The organism is Nocardia exalbida NBRC 100660 (genome assembly GCF_000308575.1).
Taxonomy (GTDB): domain Bacteria; phylum Actinomycetota; class Actinomycetes; order Mycobacteriales; family Mycobacteriaceae; genus Nocardia; species Nocardia exalbida.
This window is the reverse complement of sequence record NZ_BAFZ01000110.1, coordinates 1-22,742: the sequence shown is the minus strand read 5'-3', so window position 1 is coordinate 22,742 and position 22,742 is coordinate 1. Positions and strand designations below refer to the sequence as shown.

Below are 22,742 nucleotides of genomic sequence, written 5' to 3'. Positions count from 1 at the left end.
CGATCACGGACGCGGAGCGGGTGCGGGCGCTGCGTCCGGAGCATCCGGCCTACGTCATCTTCACCTCCGGTTCGACGGGCCTGCCCAAAGGTGTGACGATCCCGCACGCCGCCATCGTGAATCAGCTGGCCTGGATGACCACGGAATTCGGCCTCGGTCCGAACGACGCCGTGCTGCTGAAGACGCCCGCGACCTTCGACCTGTCCGTGTGGGAGTTCTGGTCTCCGCTGGTCACCGGAGGACGCCTGATCATCACCGCACCTGGCGCGGAACGCGATCCGGACCGGCTGCGCGCGCTGCTGCGCCGCCACGGCGTGACCGTGCTGTACGCCGTTCCCGCCTTGATCGGCATGCTGCTGGCGGTGGAGCCGGGAGCCGCGCTGCCGGAAACCCTGCGCCGCGTGCTCGCCATCGGCGAGGCGCTGCCGCCCGCCACGGCCGCGGACTTCCTGCGCCGCCACCGCGCCGGGACCGCGCTGGACAACCTCTACGGTCCCACCGAGGCGGCGGTGTCGATCACCGCGTTCCCGGTGCGCACACCGCCGGAGCACACCGTCCCGATCGGGTCGCCCGTCTGGAACAGCCGGGTCTACGTGCTGGACGCGCGATTGCGTCCCGCGCCGATCGGCGTGCCTGGCGAGTTGTACCTCGCGGGCGCGCAGCTGGCGCGGGGCTACCAGCGGCGTCCGGCGCTGACCGCTGACCGCTTCGTGGCCGATCCGTTCGCGGTGGAACTCGGCGCCGCGGCGGGCGAGCGGATGTACCGCACCGGCGACATCGTGCGCAGGCGTCCCGACGGAACGCTGGAATACCTGGAGCGCGCCGACTTCCAGGTGCAGATCGGCGGCTTCCGCATCGAGCTCGGCGAGGTGGAGGCCGCTCTGCGGCGGCAGCCCGGGGTGAGCGCTGCGGTCGCGGTGGCGCGGGCCGACGAACGCGCCGGAACGCGGCTCATCGCGTATGCCGCTGTGCCCGGCGCGGATCCGGAGTCGTACGCCGACTCGGCCGTTTCACTGCGCACGGCCGTGGCCGCGCAGCTGCCCGGGTACATGGTGCCCGCCGCCGTCGTCGTGCTGGCGGCGCTGCCGCTCACCGCCAACGGCAAGATCGATCGCACCGCGCTGCCGGAGCCGGTGTTCGCCGAGGCGGCTTCCCGTGCACCGGCCGGTGCGCTGGAGCGGCTGGTCGCGGATGCGTTCGCCGAGGTGATCGGCGTGCGGACGGTGAGCGTGGACGACGACTTCTTCGCCAGGGGCGGCAACTCCCTGATGGCCACCCGGCTCGCGGCCCGGCTCGGCGCGGCACTGGCCGGCCACGTCCCGGTGGCCGCGGTGTTCGACGCGCCGACGCCGGCCACGCTCGCCGAGCGCCTCGCGCACACCGAGCGCGGCGCGGCACGGCCCGCGCTGGTCCGCCGCGCGGATACCGGCCCGGTGCCGCTGGCGCCCGCGCAGCAACGCATGTGGGTGCTCGACCGGCTCACGCCGGACTCCTCGGCCTATCACATCCCCGCGGCGCTGCGGTTGCGCGGCGAGCTGGACGTGGCGGCGCTGGCGGTGGCCGTCGGCGATGTGCTCGACCGGCACGAGACGCTGCGCACCAGGTACCCCGATACCGAAGCGGGACCGGTCCAAGAGGTCGTGGCCGCGTCGCCGGTCGACCTGACGCCGATCCCGGTGTCTTCGGTCGAATTGAACACGCGCATAGCGGAATTCGTCTCTCTCGGATTCGATCTCGCCGCCGCGCCGCCCGTGCGCGCCGCCCTGTTCGCCACCGCCGCCGACGAACACCTCCTGGTCGTCGTGCTGCACCACATCGGCGCGGACGGGTATTCGATCGCGCCGTTGACCGCCGACCTGGTACGCGCCTACCTGGCCAGATCCGCCGGTCACGCGCCGGAGTGGGCCCCGCCGGCGATCCGGTACCGCGACTACAGCGCCTGGCAGCACGAGTTGCTCGGCGATCCCGCGGATCCGGACAGCCTGATGGCCCGCCAACTCGCCTTCTGGCGAACCGAATTGGCCGCAGCGCCGGAATCGCTGGCCCTGCCCACCGACCGCCCGCGCCCGGCGCGCCGGGACATGCGGGGCGCTACCGTCGTCCGCGAGATCGACGCCGAGCGCACCGCCCGGCTGGAGCGACTGGCCCGCGAACACGGCGGCACGCTGTTCACCCTGGTGCACAGCGCGCTCGCGGTGCTGCTGGCGAAACTGTCCGGCGCGGGGGACGTCACGGTGGGCGTCCCGGTCGCCGGGCGCGGCGTCCGCGAACTGGACGAGCTGGTCGGCATGTTCGTCAACACCGTGGCGCTGCGCACCGAGGTCGACCCGCGCACGAGCTTCGGCGAACTGCTGCGGCAGGCCACCCGGCGCGATCTGGCGGCGCTCTCGCACGCCGATGTCCCGTTCGATCAGGTGGTCGATGCGCTGGGCGTCACCCGTTCCGGCTCGCACGCGCCGCTGTGCCAAGTGCTGCTCACCTTCCAGAACATGCCGCAGGCCGCCGTGGAGCTGCCCGGACTCGCGGTCGAGGCGGTCGATCTCGCCTCGACGGAGGCGAAATTCGATCTACAGGTCACCGTGCTGGAGCGGTCCGGCGCCGGTCTGGAGTTGCGTGTCGGATACGCGACGGACATCTTCGACGAGCCGACCGCGCGGGCGTTCGGCGACCGGTTGCTGCGCGTGCTGGAGACGGTGGCCGCGGATCCGGCGGTGACCGTTCGCGCGATAGACATCCGGTCCGCGCGCGAACGGCGGCCGAGGCCGACCGCGACGGACCTGCCCGCTCTGATCGCTCGGGCGGCGCAGGCCGCGCCCGGCGCACCAGCGTTCGAGCATGGTGGTCGGTGGGTCCGCTTCGGCGAACTCGACGCGAAGCTCGCGACCGTCGCCAGGGCGATGGGCGCGGCGGCCAAACCCGAAGCCCTCATCCATGTCTCGCTCGCCGGGCTGGTGCCCGGCCTGCTCGCCGAACTCGGTGGCAGTGGCCTGACGGCCTTGTTGCGAACCCTGGCCGCCACCGCCGAGGCGCTGCTCGCCGACTCGGCGCGGGCTCTCGATTCGGAAGGAAACCGCTGATGACCCACGCAGACGCCGTCCGCCGCGCCTACGGCATCGACGACCTGCCCGGCCTCATCGCGACCGTCGCCGGACGGGAGCCGCACCGGGTGGCGCTGCGCCACGGCGAGGTCACCGTCACCTACGCGGCGCTGGCCGCGGAACTCGCGGCGCTGTCGGAGATCATGAGCGCGGATTCGCTGGTCCCCGTGGTGGTCTCCGGCCGGCTGCCCGCGCTGCTGGAGTCCGGTGACGGCGCGCTCGGCGCGGTGCTGGACGCACTGCTCGAGGACGCGCTCGCCGCCGTGCCCGATGCCCCGGCCACCGCCGCCGCACCGGTCGAGACGCTGGTGAGCCTGTTCGAGGAGCAGGCACGCCGCACCCCGGACGCGATCGCGCTCGACTACGCGGGCGTCACCCTGACCTACGCCGAATTCGACGGCCGGGTCAACGCGCTGGCCCAGCACTTGGCCGGACGCGGCGTGCGGCCGGACACGCTGGTGGGCTTGGCGGTCCGGCGCTCGATCGACCTGATGGTCGGCATGTACGCGATCCTGAAGGCGGGCGGTGCGTACGTGCCGATCGACCCGGATCATCCGGCCGACCGCATCGCCTACGTGCTCGCGGTCGCCGATCCGGTGCTCGTGCTGACCACTACGCACGACGAACCCGAGTTCGGGCGTCCGGTCGAGATGCTGCGGATCGATGCGTTCGCGGGCCCGCCCGCACCTGCCGCCCCCGTGGTCACCCGGTCGGCCGACGACACCGCTTACGTGATCTTCACCTCCGGCTCGACCGGCAGGCCGAAGGGCGTAGCCGTGTCGCATCGCTCGATCGTGGCGAATCTGCGCTGGCGGCAGCGGATGTACCGGCTGCGCGCCGACGACGTGGTGTTGCAGAAGACGCCGTTCACCTTCGACGTGTCGGTGTGGGAGTTCTTCTGGCCGTTACAGGTCGGCGCCCGGTTGGTCGTGGCGGAGCCGGACGGCCATCGCGACCCGGCCTACTTGGCGCGCGTGATCGGCGAGCGCGCCGTCACGGTGGCGCATTTCGTGCCGTCCATGCTCGCGGTCTTCGTCGCCGAGCCGCGCGCGGCCGCGGTGGACTCGCTGCGGCTGGTCTTCGCCTCGGGAGAGGCGCTCCCGGCCGCCACCGCCGCGGCGTTCCGCGACATCTGCGGCGCGACCCTGCACAACTTGTACGGGCCCACCGAGGCCGCCGTCGACGTGACCGCGCACGAGGTGACCGGCGCGGACGTGGCCGGAGTGCCGATCGGCGTCGCGGCCGACGACACGGAGTTGCTGGTGCTCGACGACAGCCTGCGCCCGGTGGCACGCGGCGTCGTCGGCGAGCTGTATCTGGCGGGCGTGCAACTGGCCCGCGGTTATGTGGCCCGCCCCGGCCTGACCGCCGAGCGATTCGTCGCCAACCCGGAGGGCCCGGCGGGGGAGCGGATGTACCGCACCGGCGACCTGGTGCGGTGGGCGCCCGGCGCGGAGGGCGGCCCGGACGAGCTGGAATACCTGGGCCGCAGCGACTTCCAGGTGAAGCTGCGCGGCCTGCGGATCGAGCTCGGCGAGGTCGAGGCGGCGCTGTCGCGTCATCCGATGGTGGCCCAGGCGGCGGTGACGCTGCACCGCCGGGCCGGCGGTGATCATCTGGTCGGTTATGTCGTCGGTGACTCGATCGACGCCGCCGATGTGCTCGAGCACGTCCGGCGCGAGCTGCCCGAGTACATGGTGCCCACCCTGCTCGTCCCGCTGGACGCTATGCCGCTGAACGCCAACGGGAAGCTGGACCGCCGGGCGTTGCCGGAGCCGGAATTCGGGTCCGGCGCACCGGCCTATCGGGCACCGGAGACCGAGGCGCAGGCGGCGGTGGCCGCGGTCTTCGCCGAGCTGCTCGGCCTGCCACGGGTGGGCGCCGACGACGATTTCTTCGCACTCGGCGGCAATTCGCTGCTCGCCACCCGCGCCATCGCCCGGTTCGCCGCGGCCCTCGGCGCGACCGTCGACGTGCGTGACTTCTTCGACCGCCCGACCGTGGCCGCGGTGGCCGCGCTGTCGCGTCCCGGCCCGGCGCGCCCGCCGCTGGTGGCGGGACCGCGCCCGGCGCACGTTCCGCTCTCGCCCGCGCAGCGGCGCATGTGGTTCCTCAACCGGTTCGACGCCGATACCGAGCAGGCCCGCGACCTGGGCGCCGCCGCCGTGGACAACATCCCGGTCGCGTTGCGCCTGCGCGGCCCGCTCGAGGTCTCCGCGCTGTCGGCGGCGATCACGGATCTGGTGGCCAGGCACGAAGTACTGCGCACCGTCTATCCGCAGACCGCCGACGGTCCGGCGCAATCGGTCCGGCGGGTGCACGCGGTGTTCGACCTGACGCCCGCCGACGTGCCGGAGGACCGGCTGGTCGCGGCGATCCGCCGGGCGGCGGGGCAGGGCTTCGACGTCGCCGAGGAGATCCCGGTGCGGGTGCGCCTGCTGCGCTGCGGGCCCGAGGACCACACGCTGGTGCTCGTCGTCCACCACATCGCGGCCGACGGTTTCTCGCTCGGTCCGCTGATGCGCGACCTGACCACCGCCTACGGCGCGCGGCGCGAGGGCCGGGCGCCGGAGTGGGCTCCGCTGCCGGTGCAGTACGCCGATTACGCGCTCTGGCAGCAGCGGGTGCTCGGCGCGGAGACCGACGCGGACTCCGTGGCCGCGCGCCAGCTCGCCTTCTGGCGTGCCGAATTGGCTGGGCTCCCCACGCAATTGGAACTGCCCGCGGATCGGCCGCGCCCGCCCGCGGCCTCCTATCAGGGCGCGACCTACGAGTTCGCCCTCGACGCCGCCTTGCGCGCCGACGTCGAGGCGGTCGCGGCGCGCGTTCGCGCCACGCCGTTCATGGTGCTGCACGCCGCGCTGGCGGCCCTGCTGGCGCGGCTGTCGGGTACCGCCGACATCGCGATCGGCACGCCGGTCGCGGGCCGGGGCGAGGCCGCGTTGGACGATCTGGTCGGCATGTTCGTCAACACGCTCGTGCTGCGCACCGAAGTGGACGGCACGCGCACCTTCGCCGAGTTCCTCGCGTATGCCGCCGATCGCGACCTGCGCGCCTTCGCACACGCCGACATCCCGTTCGAGCAATTGGTGGAAGCGCTGAACCCGGCGCGGTCGGCCGCGCGCCACCCGCTGTTCCAGGTCGCGTTGTTCATGCAGAACATCGGGCCGATCGCGCCGGCCATGCCCGGTCTGGACGTCGAGCCGGTCGACTTCGATCCCGGTTTCGCGAAATTCGATTTGCAGCTCACGGTCTCCGACGCCGCCGACGGATATCGCGCCGAATTCACCTACGCCACCGACCTGTTCGATGCGACGACCGTGCGGGAGTTCGCGGCGAAATTCGTCCGGCTGCTGCGTGCGGCGGTGGACGACCCGGACGCCCCGGTCGGGGATCTCCCGCTGCTCGACGCGGGCGAACTGGACTACGTCACCGCGAGCTGGAACGCCAGCGGGCACAAAGTGCCGGACCGTTTCCTGCACGAGGGCTTCGACGCGCAGGTACGCCGCACGCCGGATGCCGTCGCGCTGGTCGCCGGTACCGAGCGGCGGAGCTACACCGAGCTGTCGGACCGGGCCGACCGGCTGGCCAGGATGCTCATCGGGATCGGCGTCGGCCCGGAGGCGCTGGTCGTGCTGGCCCTGCCGCGCTCGATCGAGCTGGTCGTGGCCATGTACGCGGTGGCGCGGGCGGGCGGTGCGTACGTCCCGGTGGATCCGGCGCATCCGGCCGAACGCATCGGACACATCCTCGATACCGCGCGCCCGCAGGCGATCCTGACCAGCCGGGCGGCCGGATTCGATGCGGAGACCGCTTCCGCGCCGGTGTATCACCTGGACGAACTCGATCTCTCCGCCTACCCCTCCGGCAAGATCGGCGACCGTGAGCGCCGCGGCGTGCTGCACCCGCAGCACCCGGCCTACGTGATCTTCACCTCCGGGTCCACCGGCAGGCCGAAAGGCGTGGCGGTCAGCCATCAGGCCATCGCCAACCAGCTGGCCTGGATGCACGCGGAGTACCGTCCGCGGGTCGGCGATGTCTACCTGCAGAAGACCGCGAGCACCTTCGACGTCTCGCTGTGGGGGTACTTCCTGCCGCTGCGGGCGGGCGCCACTTTGGTGCTCGCGGCGGCGGACGGGCACCGCGATCCGCGCTACCTCGCCGAAACCATTGCCCACCACCAGGTGACGCTCACCGATTTCGTGCCGTCGATGCTCGCGGTGTTCGCCGCGCACGCGCAGCCGGGTGAACTGGATTCGCTGCGCGAGGTGTTCGTGATCGGCGAGGCGCTGCCTCCGCACACCGTCGCGGCGTTCCGGCAGGTGTGCGACGCGGGCCTGCACAATCTCTACGGCCCGACCGAGGCGGCGGTGTCCATCACCAACCGCGAGGTCACCGACGCGGACACACCGTACGTGCCGATCGGCGAGCCGGAGTGGAACGCGCAGGTCTACGTCCTGGACGGACGGTTGCGGCCCGCGCCGATCGGCGTGCCGGGCGAGCTGTACCTGGCGGGCGCGCAGCTGGCGCGCGGCTATCACGGCCGTGTCGACCTCACCGCCGATCGTTTCGTCGCGAACCCGTTCGGCGCGCCGGGCGCGCGCATGTACCGCACCGGTGACCTGGTGCGCTGGAGCGGCGACGGCGAACTGATCTATCTGGGCCGCACCGACTTCCAGGTGAAATTCCGCGGCAGGCGCATCGAGCTCGCCGAGATCGAGACCGCGTTGCTGGCGGTATCCGAGGTCGGGCAGGCCGCGGCACGGCTGGTCACCGGACCGGCGGGCGACTTCCTGGCGGGTTACGTGATCGCGGCGCCCGGCGTGACAGTCGACCTCGACGTGGTGAAAGCCGCTGTCGCTCAGCGGCTTCCCGCTTACATGGTGCCGACCGCACTGGTCGAACTGGACGAATTCCCCGTGAACACCAGCGGCAAGCTCGATCGCGCGGCACTGCCGGCCCCGGTGCTCGCCGCCGAGCGCTTCCGCCCGCCCGTCGACGCCGCGCAGCGGCTGGTCGCCGCGGTGTTCGCGGAGGTGCTGGGAGCCGAGCGAGCCGGGCTGGACGACGATTTCTTCGCCCTCGGCGGCAGCTCACTGGACGCCACCCAGGTCACCGCCCGCACAGGCGAGGCCGCGGGCGTGCGCGTGCCGGTGCGCGCGCTGTTCGACGCGCCCACGGTGGAGGGGTTCGCCGCCGCCGTCGGACGCCTCGGCGCGGCGGGAGCCCAGCGGCTCGCGCTGGTCCGCCGGGAGCGGCCCGAACGGGTGCCGCTCTCGCCCGCGCAGCAGCGACTGTGGTTCCTCAATCGGGTCGAGAGTCAGGACGGCGTCGACAGCGTCTACAACCTGCCGATCGTGCTGCGGCTGACCGGTCGCCTGGACGTGATCGCGCTGGAGCGCGCCGTGCTCGCCGTGCTCACCCGGCACGAGACGCTGCGCACCACCTACCCCGAAACCGACGGCGGCCCCTACCAATCCGTCCTCGACGCGGCCGACATCGGCTTGAGCCTGCATCCGGTGCCGATCGACCGCTCCGCGGTGCGCGACGCCGTGATCGGCATCGTCCGCGCCGGGTTCGATGTCACCGCCGAGCTGCCGTGCCGGGTCGCGCTGCTGGCCGTCGACCGGGTGGACGAGGCGCGCGGCGTCACCGGCGACGAATACGTGCTGGTGTTCGTCGTGCATCACATCGCCGCCGACGCCCTGTCGATGGCGCCGCTGGTCACCGACCTGGTCCGGGCCTACCTCGCGTGCCTGACCGGCCTGCGGCCGGACTGGGACGAGCTGACCGTGCAGTACGCCGACTACAGCCTCTGGCACCGGGAACTCCTCGGCGCCGAGGACGTCCCCGGCGACCTCGCCTACCAGCAGTTGCGCTTCTGGCGCGACGTGCTGGACGGCGCCCCGGCGCAACTGCCGCTCCCGGCCGATCGGCCCCGCCCCGCGGTCGCGTCGCACGAGGGAGCGGCCGTCGATTTCGTGATCGAGCCCGAGGTGGCCGCGGGCCTGCGCGCGCTCGCCCGGCGCAGCGGCGCGACACTGTTCATGACACTGCACGCGGCCTTCGCCGCCACCTTGGCCAGGATGAGCGGTAGCGCCGACATCGTGATCGGCTCGCCCGTCGGCGGGCGCGGTGAGCGAGCCCTGGACGCCCTCGTCGGCATGTTCGTCAACACCCTCGCACTGCGCACGCGGGTCGCCGCCGACGCCTCGTTCGCCGGGCTGCTCTCCGATGTCCGCGATGCCGACCTGGCCGCGTTCGCCAACGCCGATCTGCCGTTCGAGCGGCTGGTGGACGCCATGGCCGTGGATCGCTCCGCCGGTGCGCACCCGCTGTTCCAGGTGATGTTCAGCTTCGAGGCCGCGACGTCCGCCTTAGACGGACCGGCCATGGAGGTGCCGTGGCTGTCGGTGCGCCCGGTCGAGATTCCCGACAACGGTGCGAAGTTCGATCTGCACCTGGTGGTGGCGGAGCGGTCGGAATCGGCGGGCCTGTCGGCCACCCTGCGCTACGCCACCGACCTGTTCGACGCCGTGACGGCCGAGTCCTATGCCGATCGGTTCCGGCGCATGCTCGCCGCCGCCACGGCCGATCCAGGGGCGCGCATCGGTGACATCGAACTGTTGTCGGACGCCGAACGCGCGAGGGTGCTGCGGGAATGGAACGCCACCGCGCATCCGCTGCCCGAATCCGGCACGCTCGCCTCGCTGTTCGCAGCGCAAGCCGAACGCACACCGGACGCCGCGGCGATCAGCTTCGACGTGAGGACACCGGCCGACTCGTCATCGGACCACCACTCCTCGACACTGACGTATGCCGAGTTCGCCGGGCGGGTCAACCGCTTGGCGCGGTGGCTCGTCAGCCGGGGCGTCGGCCCGGAAACGCTGGTGGCGCTGGGCATGCGCCGTTCCGTCGACCTGGTGGTCGGCATGTACGCGGTGGTCGCGGCGGGCGGCGGCTACCTGCCGATCGACCCCGACCATCCGGCCGAGCGCACCGCGCACATCCTCGAAACGGCCGCGCCGGTGTGTGTGCTGACCGCGGGCGGGGACCTGAATTGCGGCCTGCCCGAGACGCGGATCGATCGGCTGGACCTGTCGGGCTACCCGGATACCCCGCTCACCGACGCCGACCGGCGCGCTGCGCTGCGCCCGGACAACACCGCCTACGTGCTGTTCACCTCCGGCTCCACCGGCACGCCGAAGGGCGTGGCCATGAGCCATCGCGGCATCGTCAACCGGCTGCGCTGGATGCAGTCGGCGTACGTCGCGCTCGGGCCGGGGGATGTCCTGTTGCAGAAGACGCCCGCCACCTTCGACGTGTCGGTGCCGGAGTTCTTCTGGCCGTTGCAGGTCGGCGCGCGCATGGTGCTGGCGCGGCCGGACGGGCATCGCGACCCGGCGTACCTGGCGCGCCTCATCCGTGCCGAGGGCGTCACCGCGGCGCACTTCGTGCCGTCCATGCTGGCCGTCTTCGTCGCGGGCGAGTTCGACGCGCCTTCGCTGCGCGAGGTGTTCTGCTCCGGTGAGGCGCTGCCGGCCGGCGTCGCCCACCGGATGCGCGAACTCACCGGTGCGCGGGTGCACAACGGCTACGGGCCCACCGAGGCCGCGGTGGAGGTGACCTTCCACGCGGTGTGCGACACCGACTTCGAGTCCGTGCCGATGGGCAAGCCGATCTGGAACACCCGGACGTATGTACTCGACGCGCGGCTGCGGCCGGTGCCGGAGGGTGTGCCCGGCGAACTGTATCTCGCCGGTGTCCAGCTGGCCCGCGGCTATCTGGGCCGTCCCGGCCGCACCGGTGACCGGTTCGTCGCAGACCCGTTCGGCCCGCCCGGTGAACGGATGTACCGCACCGGCGATCTGGTGCGGTGGACCCGCGCGGGCGAGCTGGAATTCCTCGGCCGCACCGATTCCCAGGTCAAGCTCCGCGGCTTGCGCATCGAACTCGGCGAGATCGAGTCGGCGCTGCTCGCGACGCCCGCCGTGACCCAGGCCGCCGTTGCGGTCCGCGACGATCGCGGCACGGGTGAGCAGCTGGTCGCCTACCTCGTGACGGACGCACCGGTCGAGATCGCGACGGTGCGCGACGCGGTGGCCCAGCGGCTGCCCGGCTATATGGTGCCGCAGGCGTTCGTGGTGCTGGACCGGTTGCCGGTGAACGCCTCCGGGAAGCTGGACCGATCCGCGCTGCCCGCGCCCGTGCTCGTGCCCGCGACCTTCCTGCCCCCGAGCGGCGCGGCGGAAACGCTTGTCGCCGAGACCTTCGAAGCCCTGCTCGGGGTGACCGAGGTGGGCGCCGAGGACGACTTCTTCGCCCTCGGCGGCAACTCCCTCAGCGCCACCCAGCTGGCCGCGCGGCTGGGTAAGGCCACCGGCGCCGAGGTGGCGGTGCGCACGATCTTCGACGCGCCCACGGTGCGGGCGCTGGCGCGGCGGATCACCATCGACGGCCCCGTCGAGACCACCGCGGTTGCGCTGCCGCCGATCACGCCGCAGGAGCGCGGCGGCCCGATCCCGTTGTCGATCGCCCAGCAGCGCATGTGGTTCCTGAACCGGTTCGACACCACCAGCGGCGCGTACAACATCCCGTTCGCGCTGCGCCTCACCGGTGCGCTGAACGTGCCCGCGTTGGAGGCGGCGATCGCCGACGTGATCGCCCGGCACGAGACGCTGCGCACGATCTATCCCGAACACGACGGCGGCTCGACCCAATTGGTGCTTCCCGCCGGGACGAGACTGGTCGAACTGGTCACCCGGCCGGTTTCCGCGCAGCAGGTGCCCGAACTCGTCACCGCCGCCGCGCGCACCGGCTTCGATGTGACCGCCGAGGTGCCGCTGCGCGTCCGCCTGCTGCGCGTCGAGGACGACCGGCCGGGCGCGCAGCAGGTCCACATCCTGCTGTTCGTCGTGCATCACATCGCCGCGGACGGTTGGTCTTTCGCGCCACTGACCAGGGACCTGGCCAACGCTTACGTCGCACGGTGCGCGGGCATGGCGCCCGCGCCGAGTTCCCTGCCGGTGCAGTACGCCGACTTCGCGATCTGGCAGCGCGCCGCGCTCGGCTCGGCCGACGACCCGGCCTCGGTGCTGTCGCGCCAGTTGGCCTACTGGACCGATCGGCTGGCCGGGCTGCCCGAGGTGCTGACGCTCCCGTCCGACCGGCCGCGTCCGGCGGTGGCCACCAACCGGGGCGGCGCGCTGACCGGCCGGCTGGACGCCGCCCTGCACGAGCGGATCCACGATCTGGCCGCCGCGCACCGGGTGACCCCGTTCATGGTGCTGCACACCGCGCTGGCCGTGCTGCTGAGCCGCTACGGCGCAGGCGCGGATGTGGTGATCGGCGCGCCGGTCGCGGGGCGCGGTGAGGAAGCGCTGGACGAGCTGGTCGGCATGTTCGTCAACACGCTGGTGCTGCGCACCGAGGTCCGCCCGGACGCGACCCTGGGCGAACTGCTGGCGTCCGTGCGCGCGGCCGACCTGGCCGCCTTCGACCACGCGGCGGTGCCGTTCGAGCAGTTGGTCGAGGTGCTGAACCCGGTTCGCTCGCAGGCGCACGCCCCGCTGTACCAGGTCGCGCTGACCTTGCAGAACCAGGCCACGCCGGAGTTCCGGCTGCACCGGCTGGCCATCGCCGCGCTCGAGGTGGGCGCGGCGCCGATCCAGCTCGACCTGGACTGGACATTCACCGACCGCTACACCGGCGAAGGCGCGCCGGACGGTATCGACGTGCACCTGCACTACGCGCTCGACCTGTTCGACGAACCGACCGTCGCCGGATTCCTCGCCGCCTTCGAACGCGTGCTGTGCGCGATGGCGCGCGACGCCCGCATCCCGGTCGGCGCGGTCGAGCTGATGTCGCAGGCCGAACGCGGCATGCTGCTGTCGGAACGCAACGCCACCGTGCAAGCGCTGCCCGCGGAGACGCTGGACGATCTGCTCACCGCGCGCGTCGCCGCCACGCCCGCGCGCGTCGGCGTGCGCTTCGAGGACGCGGCGGTGACCTACGCCGAGTTCGCCTCCCGGGTGAACCGGCTGGCCCGCAGGCTGATCGAGGCGGGTGTGGGCCCGGAGGACATCGTCGGCCTGGCCGCCGCGCGCTCGATCGACATGCTCGTGGCGATGTACGCGATCGTGCGCGCGGGCGCGGCGTACCTGCCGATCGATCCGGCGCACCCGGCCGAACGCCTGGCGCGGATCGTCGGAAGCGCCGCGCCGCGGCTGGTGCTGATCGCGGGCGGCGCGACGCTGCCCGCACTGGACGGTGTGGCCGTCCTCGATCTCGCCGATCTCGACCTCGACGGCGTCGCCGACGGCCCGGTCGCCGATGCCGAGCGCGTCGCGGCGCTGCGCCCGGACAACACCGCCTACGTGCTGTTCACCTCCGGCTCCACCGGGCGGCCGAAGGGCGTGGCCGTCACGCACCGCGCGATCATGAACCAGCTGCGGTGGCTGGAATTCCGCTACCGCGTCACCGCGTCCGATCGCATCCTGCAACGCGCGCCGCTGACCTTCGACGTGTCGGTGTGGGAATGCTTCCTGCCGGTCGCCGTCGGCGCGCCGCTGGTGATCGCCCGCCCCGGCGGCCACCTGGACCTGACCTACTTCGCGGACCTGTTGCGCGAACACCGCATCACGATCGCCGAGTACGTGCCCTCGGTGCTGGCCGCGCTGCTCGGCGAGGGCATGGGCGACGCGCTGCGGTCGTTCCGGCACCTGCACTGCGGCGGCGAAGCGCTCACCCCGGACCTGCTCGCCGCGCTGCGTGGCAGCTTCGACGGCGCGGTGCACAACGCCTACGGCCCCACCGAGGCGGCGATCTCGGCGATCTACCACGAGTTCACCGACGCCGACGCCGGAGCCGGCCGGGACGTGGCCATCGGCCGCCCGTGCTGGAACACCAGGGCCTACGTGCTGGACGCCCGGTTGCGCCCGGTGCCGATCGGCGTCACCGGAGAGCTGTATCTCGCGGGCGACCAACTGGCGCGCGGGTATCACGCCCGCCCGGGACTGACCGCCGAACGATTCGTCGCCGACCCGTTCGGGGTGCCCGGCCGCACGATGTACCGGACCGGTGACCTGGTGCGCTGGAACCGCGACGGCGATCTGGTGTATCTGGGCCGCAACGACTTCCAGGTCAAGTTGCGCGGCCAGCGGATCGAGCTGGGCGAGATCGAGGCGGTGCTCGCCGCCGCGACCGGCGTGACGAACGGGGCGGCGCGCGTGGCCCGCGACAGCGCGGGACAGGAATGCCTGGTCGGTTACGTCACCGGGGCGGACGTGGCGCCGGAGGCGGTGCTCGACGAGGCGCGCGCCCAGCTGCCCGCGTATATGGTGCCCACCCACGTCGTCGTGCTCGACGAGATGCCGTTGACCACCGTGGGCAAGCTCGACCGGTCGGCGCTGCCCGCCGTCGAACTCACTTCCGCGGGGGAGTTCCGTGCGCCGCGGGAGGGGACCGAGGCGGTGCTCGCCACGCTGGTCGCCGACCTGACCGGTGCGGCGCGGATCGGCGCGGACGACGACTTCTTCGCCCGCGGCGGCAATTCGCTGCTGGCCATGCGGCTGGTCGCCAGGGTCAACGCCGCCTTCGGGTGCGCGCTGACCGTGCGCGAAGTGTTCGAGACGCCGAGCGTGGCGGGGCTGGCGTCGCGGGTCGCCCGGTCGGAGCGCCCGGACACCGCAGGGCCCGCGCTCGCCCCGGCCGAGCGTCCCGCTCGAATCCCGTTGTCGCTGGCACAGACCCGCATGTGGCTGCTGCACCGGCTCGATCCGGATTCGGCGGTCTACCACATCCCGATCACCATCCGGCTCACCGGTGCGCTGGACGAGGCGGCGTTGCGGGCTGCCGTGCGCGACGTGATCGATCGGCACGAATCGCTGCGCACCGTCTTCCCGGCGGATGCCGACGGCCCGGCCCAAGTGGTGCTCAGCGGCGCGGATGTGCCCGAACTGCCGCTGCACCCGATCGAGGTGACCGAACCGGACCTGCGTGGCGCGGTACTGGCGGTGATCGCCGAGAGTTTCGACCTGTGCACACGTATCCCGGTGCGGGCGAGCCTGTTCCGCGTCGCGCCGGACGATCACCTGCTCGCCGTCGTGGTCCACCACATCGCCGCCGACGGCGTCTCCACCGCCCCGCTGGCCCGCGACCTCATGACGGCCTACACCGCGCGCGCCGCCGGAGAGACGCCGTCGTGGCGTCCGCTGCCAGTGCAATACGCCGACTTCACCCTCTGGCAGCGCGCCGCGCTGGGCTCCGCCGACGATCCGGACTCGGCGCTGTCGACCCAGATCGCCTACTGGCGGGCGGAACTCGCCGGACTCCCGCCGGTGCTGGAGCTGCCCGCCGACCGCCCCCGCCCGGCGGTGGCCTCCGGGCGCGGCGCCACCGTCGAGTTCGCGATCCCCGCCGACCTCACCGGCTCGATCGCCGAACTCGCTCGGCGGCGCGGGGTCTCGATGTTCATGGTGCTGCACGCCGCCTACGCCGCGCTGCTCGCACGGCTGGCCGCAGTGGACGACGTCGCCATCGGCACCCCGGTCGCGGGACGCGGCGAACAAGCGCTGGACGACCTGGTCGGCATGTTCGTCAACACCCTCGTGCTGCGCACGCCGGTCGCGGCGGACGCGTCCTTCGCCGAACTGCTCGCTCGCGTGCGCGAGGCCGATGTGCGGGCCTTCGCCCACGCCGACCTTCCCTTCGAGCGCCTGGTCGAGGAGCTGAACCCGGTCCGCTCGCAGGCGCATTCGCCGATCGTGCAGACACTGCTCACCTTCGAGCAGTACGACGACACCGTGCTGCGCCTGCCCGGTCTCACCGTGTCGGCCTATCCGCTGGACAATCGTGTCGCCCAGTTCGACCTGGCCGTGGAATTGACCGAGCACCGCGCGGCGACCGGTTACGCGCTGCGCGGTGTGCTGCGCTACGCCACGGACCTGTTCGACCGGACCACCGTCGAGACATTCGCGGCTCGCTTCGCGCGGGTGCTGCGGGCCGCGGTGGCCGACCCCTCGGTGCGCGTCGGCGACCTCGAACTCCTGGACGACGCCGAGCGGGCGCTGGTGCTCGACCGATGGAATGACACCGCCACCGCCGTCGACCCGGCGGCCACGCTGATCTCGCTGTTCGAGGCGCAGGTGGCCAGGACTCCGGACACGCCCGCGGTCACGGTCGAGGGGCACACCACGGCCCACTCGTCGCCCGACCACCACCCGCACATGAGTAGCTACGCGACGCTCACGTACTCCGAGTTCGCCGGGCGGGCGCGACAGCTGGCGCGCTGGCTGGCCGGGCAGGGCGTCGGCCCGGGCACCCCGGTCGCGCTCGGCATGCGCCGGTCGCTGGACCTGGTGCTCGGCATCTACGCGGTCACCCTCGCGGGCGGCGCGTACGTCCCGCTCGACCCCGACCATCCGGCCGAGCGACTGGAATACGTGCTGTCGACCGCACGGCCGGTGTGCGTGCTCACCTCCGGCCTCGATCTGGACGCGGGCGCGGCACGACAGGTCCGGCTCGACCGGCTGGACCTGACCGGCTACTCCACCGCCCCGCTGACCGCCCAGGACCGGCTCGGGTCACCCGCGCCCGGACACACCGCTTATGTGATCTTCACCTCCGGATCGACCGGGCAGCCGAAGGGCGTCGCGGTCACCCACGCGGCGATCGTGAATCGCCTCACATGGATGCAGTCGGCCTATCCGCTGGCCGCCGACGACGTGGTGCTGCAAAAGACCCCCGCCACCTTCGATGTTTCCGTCTGGGAGTTTTTCTGGCCCTTGGCTTTCGGCGCCCGACTGGTGGTCACTCGTCCAGATGGTCATCGCGACCCGGCCCATCTGGCTCGCGTGATCGTCGAGCAGCGCGTCACGACGGTGCACTTCGTACCCTCCATGCTGGGGGTTTTCCTGGCGGAACCACGCACAGGCGAGTGCATTACGCTGCGCAGCGTCTTCGCGTCGGGCGAGGCATTGCCCGCGGTTACCGCGCAGCGGGCGCGAGAGCTGATCGGAGCGCGGGTGCACAACCTGTACGGCCCTACCGAGGCCGCTGTCGACGTCACCTATCACGAGGTGACCGATGAGGACCTGGTGTCCGTGCCGATCGGCAGGCCGGTGGCCAACACCCGCTTGCTGGTGCTGGACGCGCGGCTGCGACCGGTGCCCGTCGGCGTGCCGGGGGAACTGTACCTGGCGGGCGCGCAGCTGGCGCAGGGTTACGTGGCGCGCCCCGAACTGACCGCCGATCGGTTCGTGGCCGGTCCGTTCGGGCCCGCCGGGGCGCGGATGTACCGCACGGGCGACCTCGTGGCCTGGCGGCCGGACGGTGAACTGGAGTATCTGGGTCGGACGGACTTCCAGGTGAAGCTGCGCGGTCTGCGCATCGAGCCGGGCGAGGTCGAATCGGCGCTGCTGGCGCTGGACGCGGTCGCGCAGGCGGTGGTGCTGGTCCGTTCGGACGAGCGGTTGGGCGATCAGCTGGTCGCCTACCTGGTCGCCTCGGGCAGCCACACGATCGACACCGAGCAGGTGCGCGCCGCGCTGAGCGCCGAACTGCCCGCGTATGCGGTACCGACGGCGTTCGTCGTCCTCGATCGGTTCCCGGTCAACGCTTCGGGCAAGCTGGACCGGGCCGCACTGCCCGCGCCGGAGTTCGCCACCGCGGGCTACCGGGCTCCGGCCACCCGCGTCGAGGCGACCGTCGCGCGGATCGTCGCGGCGCTGCTCGGCGTCGAGCGCGTCGGCGCGGACGACGACTTCTTCGCTCTCGGCGGCAACTCGCTGATCGCCACCCGGGTCGCCGCCCGGCTCGGCGCCGAACTGGACGCCGAGATCCCGGTGCGCCTGCTGTTCGAGGCGCCGACCGTGACCGCGCTGGCCGCACGGGCCGAACGGCTCGCGGGCACGGGCGCCGAGCCCGCGCTCGCGCCGCGGCCGCGTCCGGAACGCGTACCGCTCTCGCCCGCGCAGCAGCGCATGTGGTTCCTCAACCGCTTCGATCCCGCCGAGACCGTGCACAACATCGCCGTAGTGGTCCGCCTCACGGGCTATCTGGACCCGGCCACCCTGGCCGCCGCCGTCGGTGACCTGGTCGGCAGGCACGAAACCCTGCGCACCGTGTACCCCGACCACGACGGCATCGGCTACCAGCGCATTCTCGACGCCACCCACGTTCCGGCGATCCAGGTGCTGGACGCGGCGGGCGCGCTGCGGCAGTTCGTCGCCACTCCCTTCGACCTCGCCGCCGAGGTGCCGTTGCGCATCGGCTTGGTCACCCGGTCCGATCGCGATCACCTGCTGGCCCTGGTGGTGCACCACATCGCGGCCGACGGCTTCTCGATGGGCCCGCTGGCCCGCGATCTGGCCGCCGCCTACGCGGCCCGCGCGACGCGCACCGCCCCGGTCTGGACCGAACTCGACCTGCAATACGCCGACTACGCGCTCTGGCAGCGCGAGGTGCTCGGCGCCGAGGACGACCCGCACTCGGTGGCCGCGCGGCAGCTGGCGTACTGGCGCGAGACGCTGCGCGCGCTGCCCGCTCAGCTCGACCTGCCCGCCGACCGCCCGCGCCCCCCGATCGCCTCGCACGCCGCGGCGAGCACGACCACGACGCTGCCCGGCGAGGTGGGCGACGGAATCGCCGCCGTGGCCGCGCGCTACGAGGCCACACCGTTCATGGTCGTGCACGCCGCGCTGGCCACCCTGCTGGCCAGGCTGTCCGGCACGGACGACATCGCGATCGGCGCGCCCGTCGCGGGCCGCGGTGACGCGGCGCTGGACGATCTGGTCGGCATGTTCGTCAACACCGTGGTGTTGCGTGCGCGGGTCCCCGGCTCGGACACCTTCGCCACCGTGCTGCGCCGGGTGCGCGAGCACGACCTGGACGCCTTCGCCCACGCCGACGTGCCGTTCGAGCGCCTGGTCGAGGCGCTCGACCCGCCGCGCTCGCAGGCCCGGCACCCGCTGTTCCAGATCGCGCTGTTCTTCCAGAACCTGGCGCCGGTCACCCTGAACATGGCGGGTGTCGCCGTGTCCGATCACGAATTCGACTACGAGACAACGCCGTTCGACCTCCAGCTCACCGTCACCGGCGAGGCGCTGCGCTTCACCTACGCCACCGATCTGTTCGACGCCGCCACAGTCGAGACCTTCGGCGCGCGCTTCGCCCGCCTGCTCGCCGCGGTCACCGCCGACCCGGAACAGGTGGTCGGCGACATCGATCTGTTCGGCACGGGCGAACTGCACCGCGTGGTCACCGAGTGGAACGACTCCGCGCACACCGCCCTGGCCGACGAACTGCTTCTCGACGAATTCGAGGCCCAGGCCGCCGCGACGCCCGATGACCCGGCGCTGGTGTTCGTGCCCGACAGCGCGACGCCCCCGGCCACCGTGACCTACGGCGATCTGGACCGGCGCGCCAACCGGCTGGCCCGCCACCTGATCGCGGCGGGCGTCGGCCCCGAATCGCTGGTGGCGCTGGCGATCCGGCGCTCACCGGAGCTGGTGATCGCGATGTACGCCGTGCTCAAAGCGGGCGGCGCGTACGTGCCGATCGACCCCGACCACCCCGCGCGGCGCATCGCGCACATTCTCGAGACCGCGCGGCCCGTGGCCGTGCTCACCACGACGGCCGATCGGATCGACGCGGGCGAGTCCGTCGCCACCGTCCTGGTCGACGCCATCGCGCTGGACGGCTACTCCGGCGACCCCATCGCGGCGGACGAACGTTCCGCGCCGATCCACCCCGGCAGCCCGGCCTATGTGATCTTCACCAGCGGATCCACCGGAAAACCCAAGGGCGTCGGCGTGTCACACGCGGCGATCGTCAACCAGATGACCTGGATGCAATCGCGATACGGCCTCACCGCCGACGACGTGTACCTGCAAAAGACCGCGACCACGTTCGACGTGTCGCTGTGGGGCTATTTCCTGCCCCTGCGCGTCGGCGCCACACTGGTGCTGACCGCACCGGACGGCCACCGCGACCCGGGCTACCTCACCCAGGTGATCGCCGAGCGACGAGTCACCGTCACCGATTTCGTGCCGTCGATGCTCAGCGTCTTCGCCGGGCACGTCGCGGCCGCCGGACACAGCGCCGCCCTCGAGTCGCTGCACACGGTGTTCGTCATCGGCGAGGCGCTGCCCGCCGAGACCGTGCGGGCGTTCGGCGCGGTGAGCGCCGCACGGGTGCACAACCTGTACGGCCCGACCGAAGCGGCGGTGAGCATCACCCACCGCGACGTGACGGGCGTGAGCGACCGCGCCGTGCTTCCGATCGGCAACCCGGAATGGAACAGCCGGGTCTACGTGCTGGATTCGCGGCTGCGCCCGACACTGCCCGGCGTCGCGGGGGAGCTGTATCTCGCGGGCGTCCAGCTCGCGCGCGGCTACCACGGCAGGCCGGATCTCACCGCGGACCGCTTCGTGGCCAACCCGTTCGGCGCGCCGGGGCAGCGGATGTACCGCACCGGCGACCTGGTGCGCTGGGACACCGGCGGCGACACCCACGAACTGGTGTATCTGGGCCGCACCGACTTCCAGGTGAAGTTCCGCGGCCAGCGCGTCGAACTCGGCGAGATCGAGGCCGCCCTCGCGGCCGCGCCCGGAGTGGCGCAGGCGGCGGCCCGGGTGGTCACCACCGTCACCGGCGACGACCACCTGGTCGGCTACCTCACCGCCGAGCCGGGCGCGGCGCTGTCGGATGCCGAGGTGCTGCGCGCCGCCGCGGCCGGGCTGCCGTCGTACATGCTCCCCTCGGCGCTGGTCACGCTGGACGCCTTCCCGCTCAACACCTCCGGCAAGCTGGACCGCACGGCACTGCCGGAACCGGTGTTCGACCGCGTCGCCTACCGCGCCCCGGTGACGCCCGCCGAACGCGTGGTGGCCGACGCCGTCGAATCGGTGCTGGGCTCCGGCCCGATCGGCCTCGACGACCACTTCTTCGCCTTGGGCGGAAACTCGCTCAGCGCCACCCGGGTACTGGCCAGGATCGGCGACCGGCTGGGTCGCCGCGTCCCGGTGCGGCTGCTGTTCGAGGCGCCGACCGTGGGCGCGCTGGCCGAACTGCTCACCGCGGACGCCGCCGCGACCGAGCGGGTGGTGCCACTGGTGGCCGGGCCACGGCCGGAACGGATTCCGCTCGCGCCCGTCCAGCGCGGCATGTGGTTCCTCAACCGGCTCGACCCGGCTTCGCCCGCCCACAACATCCCGGTCGCGCTGCGCATCGAGGGCGAACTGAACGTCGAGGCCCTGGCGGCCGCGTTCGCCGACGTCGTGGCGCGGCACGAGAGCTTGCGCACGCTGTACCCGGCCGATGCGACCGGCGCGGCTCACCAGGTGATCCTGCCGCCGGACAGCGCCGCCGTGCGATTGACGGTCGAAGCGCCGGACGGCCGCGCCGTCGACGACCGGATCGCCGAAATCCGCTCCGCCGGTTTCGATGTCACCGCCGAGGTCCCGGTGCGTGCCACACTGCTGCGCGAGCACGCCACCAGTCACGTACTGGTCGCGGTGGCGCACCACATCGCGGCCGACGGCTACTCGATGAGCCCACTGCTGCGCGACCTGCTGACGGCCTATCTCTCCCGGGTCCTCGGCACCCGCCCGGTCTGGCCCGCTCTCGCCGCCCAGTACGCCGATTACGCCCTCTGGCAGGACGCCGAGCTGGAAAACGTCGCCGCGCAACAGCTTCCGTATTGGACCGCGACGTTGCGCGACCTGCGCGACGAACTCGAGTTGCCCGCCGACCGTCCACGTCCGGCCATCGCGACCGGGCGCGGCGCGAACGAGCGGGCCAGAATCGGCGGCGGTGTCGCCGCGCGCGTCGCCGAACTGGCCGCGCGACACGACGCGACGCCGTTCATGGTGGTCCACGCCGCCCTCGCCGTCCTGCTGGCTCGCCTGTCGGGCTCCGACGACATCCCGATCGGCACTCCGGTGGCAGGCCGCGGCGCGGCGGCCCTGGACGACCTGGTCGGCATGTTCGTCAACACCGTGGTGCTGCGCGTCCGCCCGGACCAGGACCGCTCCTTCACCGACCTGCTCGCCCGGACCAGGGCCGTCGATCTCGCCGCCTTCGAGCACGCGGGCGTGCCGTTCGACCGGGTGGTCGACGAACTCGGCGTCGAGCGCTCCCAGGCACGGCATCCGCTGTTCACCGTGGCGCTGAGCTACCTGAACGCCGGAACCGGCCCCTTCACGGTGCCGGGCCTCGAGCTGACCGCCGTCGAATTCGACGAGCCGGTGGCCCGATTCGACTGGCAGTTCACCGTGTCCGCCGAGCCGGACGCCGACGGGCATCTCGCGGTCGAACTGGACTACGCCACCGACCTGTTCGACGGCGCCACCGCCCGCGCCGTGCTGCGCCGCTTCGGCAGGCTGCTCGGCGTGCTCACGGCGCGACCGGACGCGCCGATCGGCACGGTCGACCTGCTGGCGCCCGCCGAGCGCGCCGACCTGCTCGGCCGCCGGGGCGACGCGCCGGTGCCGCCGCACACGCTGGCCGAACTCATGGCCGTCGCGGTCGCGTTCGACCCGGACGCGGTCGCGCTGGTCGCGAGCGACCGACAGCTGACCTACCGGACGCTGGACGAGCAGTCGTCGCGGTTGGCGCGCATGCTCATCGGACACGGAATCGGCG

At 72.5% G+C, this 22,742-nt stretch carries 2 protein-coding genes (1 of these 2 running past the window's edge); both read left to right on the top strand.

Annotated elements, in window-relative coordinates:
- Nucleotides 1–3,077: part of a non-ribosomal peptide synthetase coding region (locus ON29_RS25370; RefSeq protein ID WP_040870164.1), annotated on the top strand (this coding region is incomplete at its 5' end). 6,000 nt of the annotated region lie to the left of the window's left edge; the window shows 3,077 of its 9,077 annotated nt.
- Nucleotides 3,077–22,742: non-ribosomal peptide synthase/polyketide synthase (locus ON29_RS25365; protein WP_051175576.1), on the top strand; the 19,666-nt coding region annotated here is incomplete at its 3' end. The genes ON29_RS25370 and ON29_RS25365, both read left to right, overlap by 1 nt.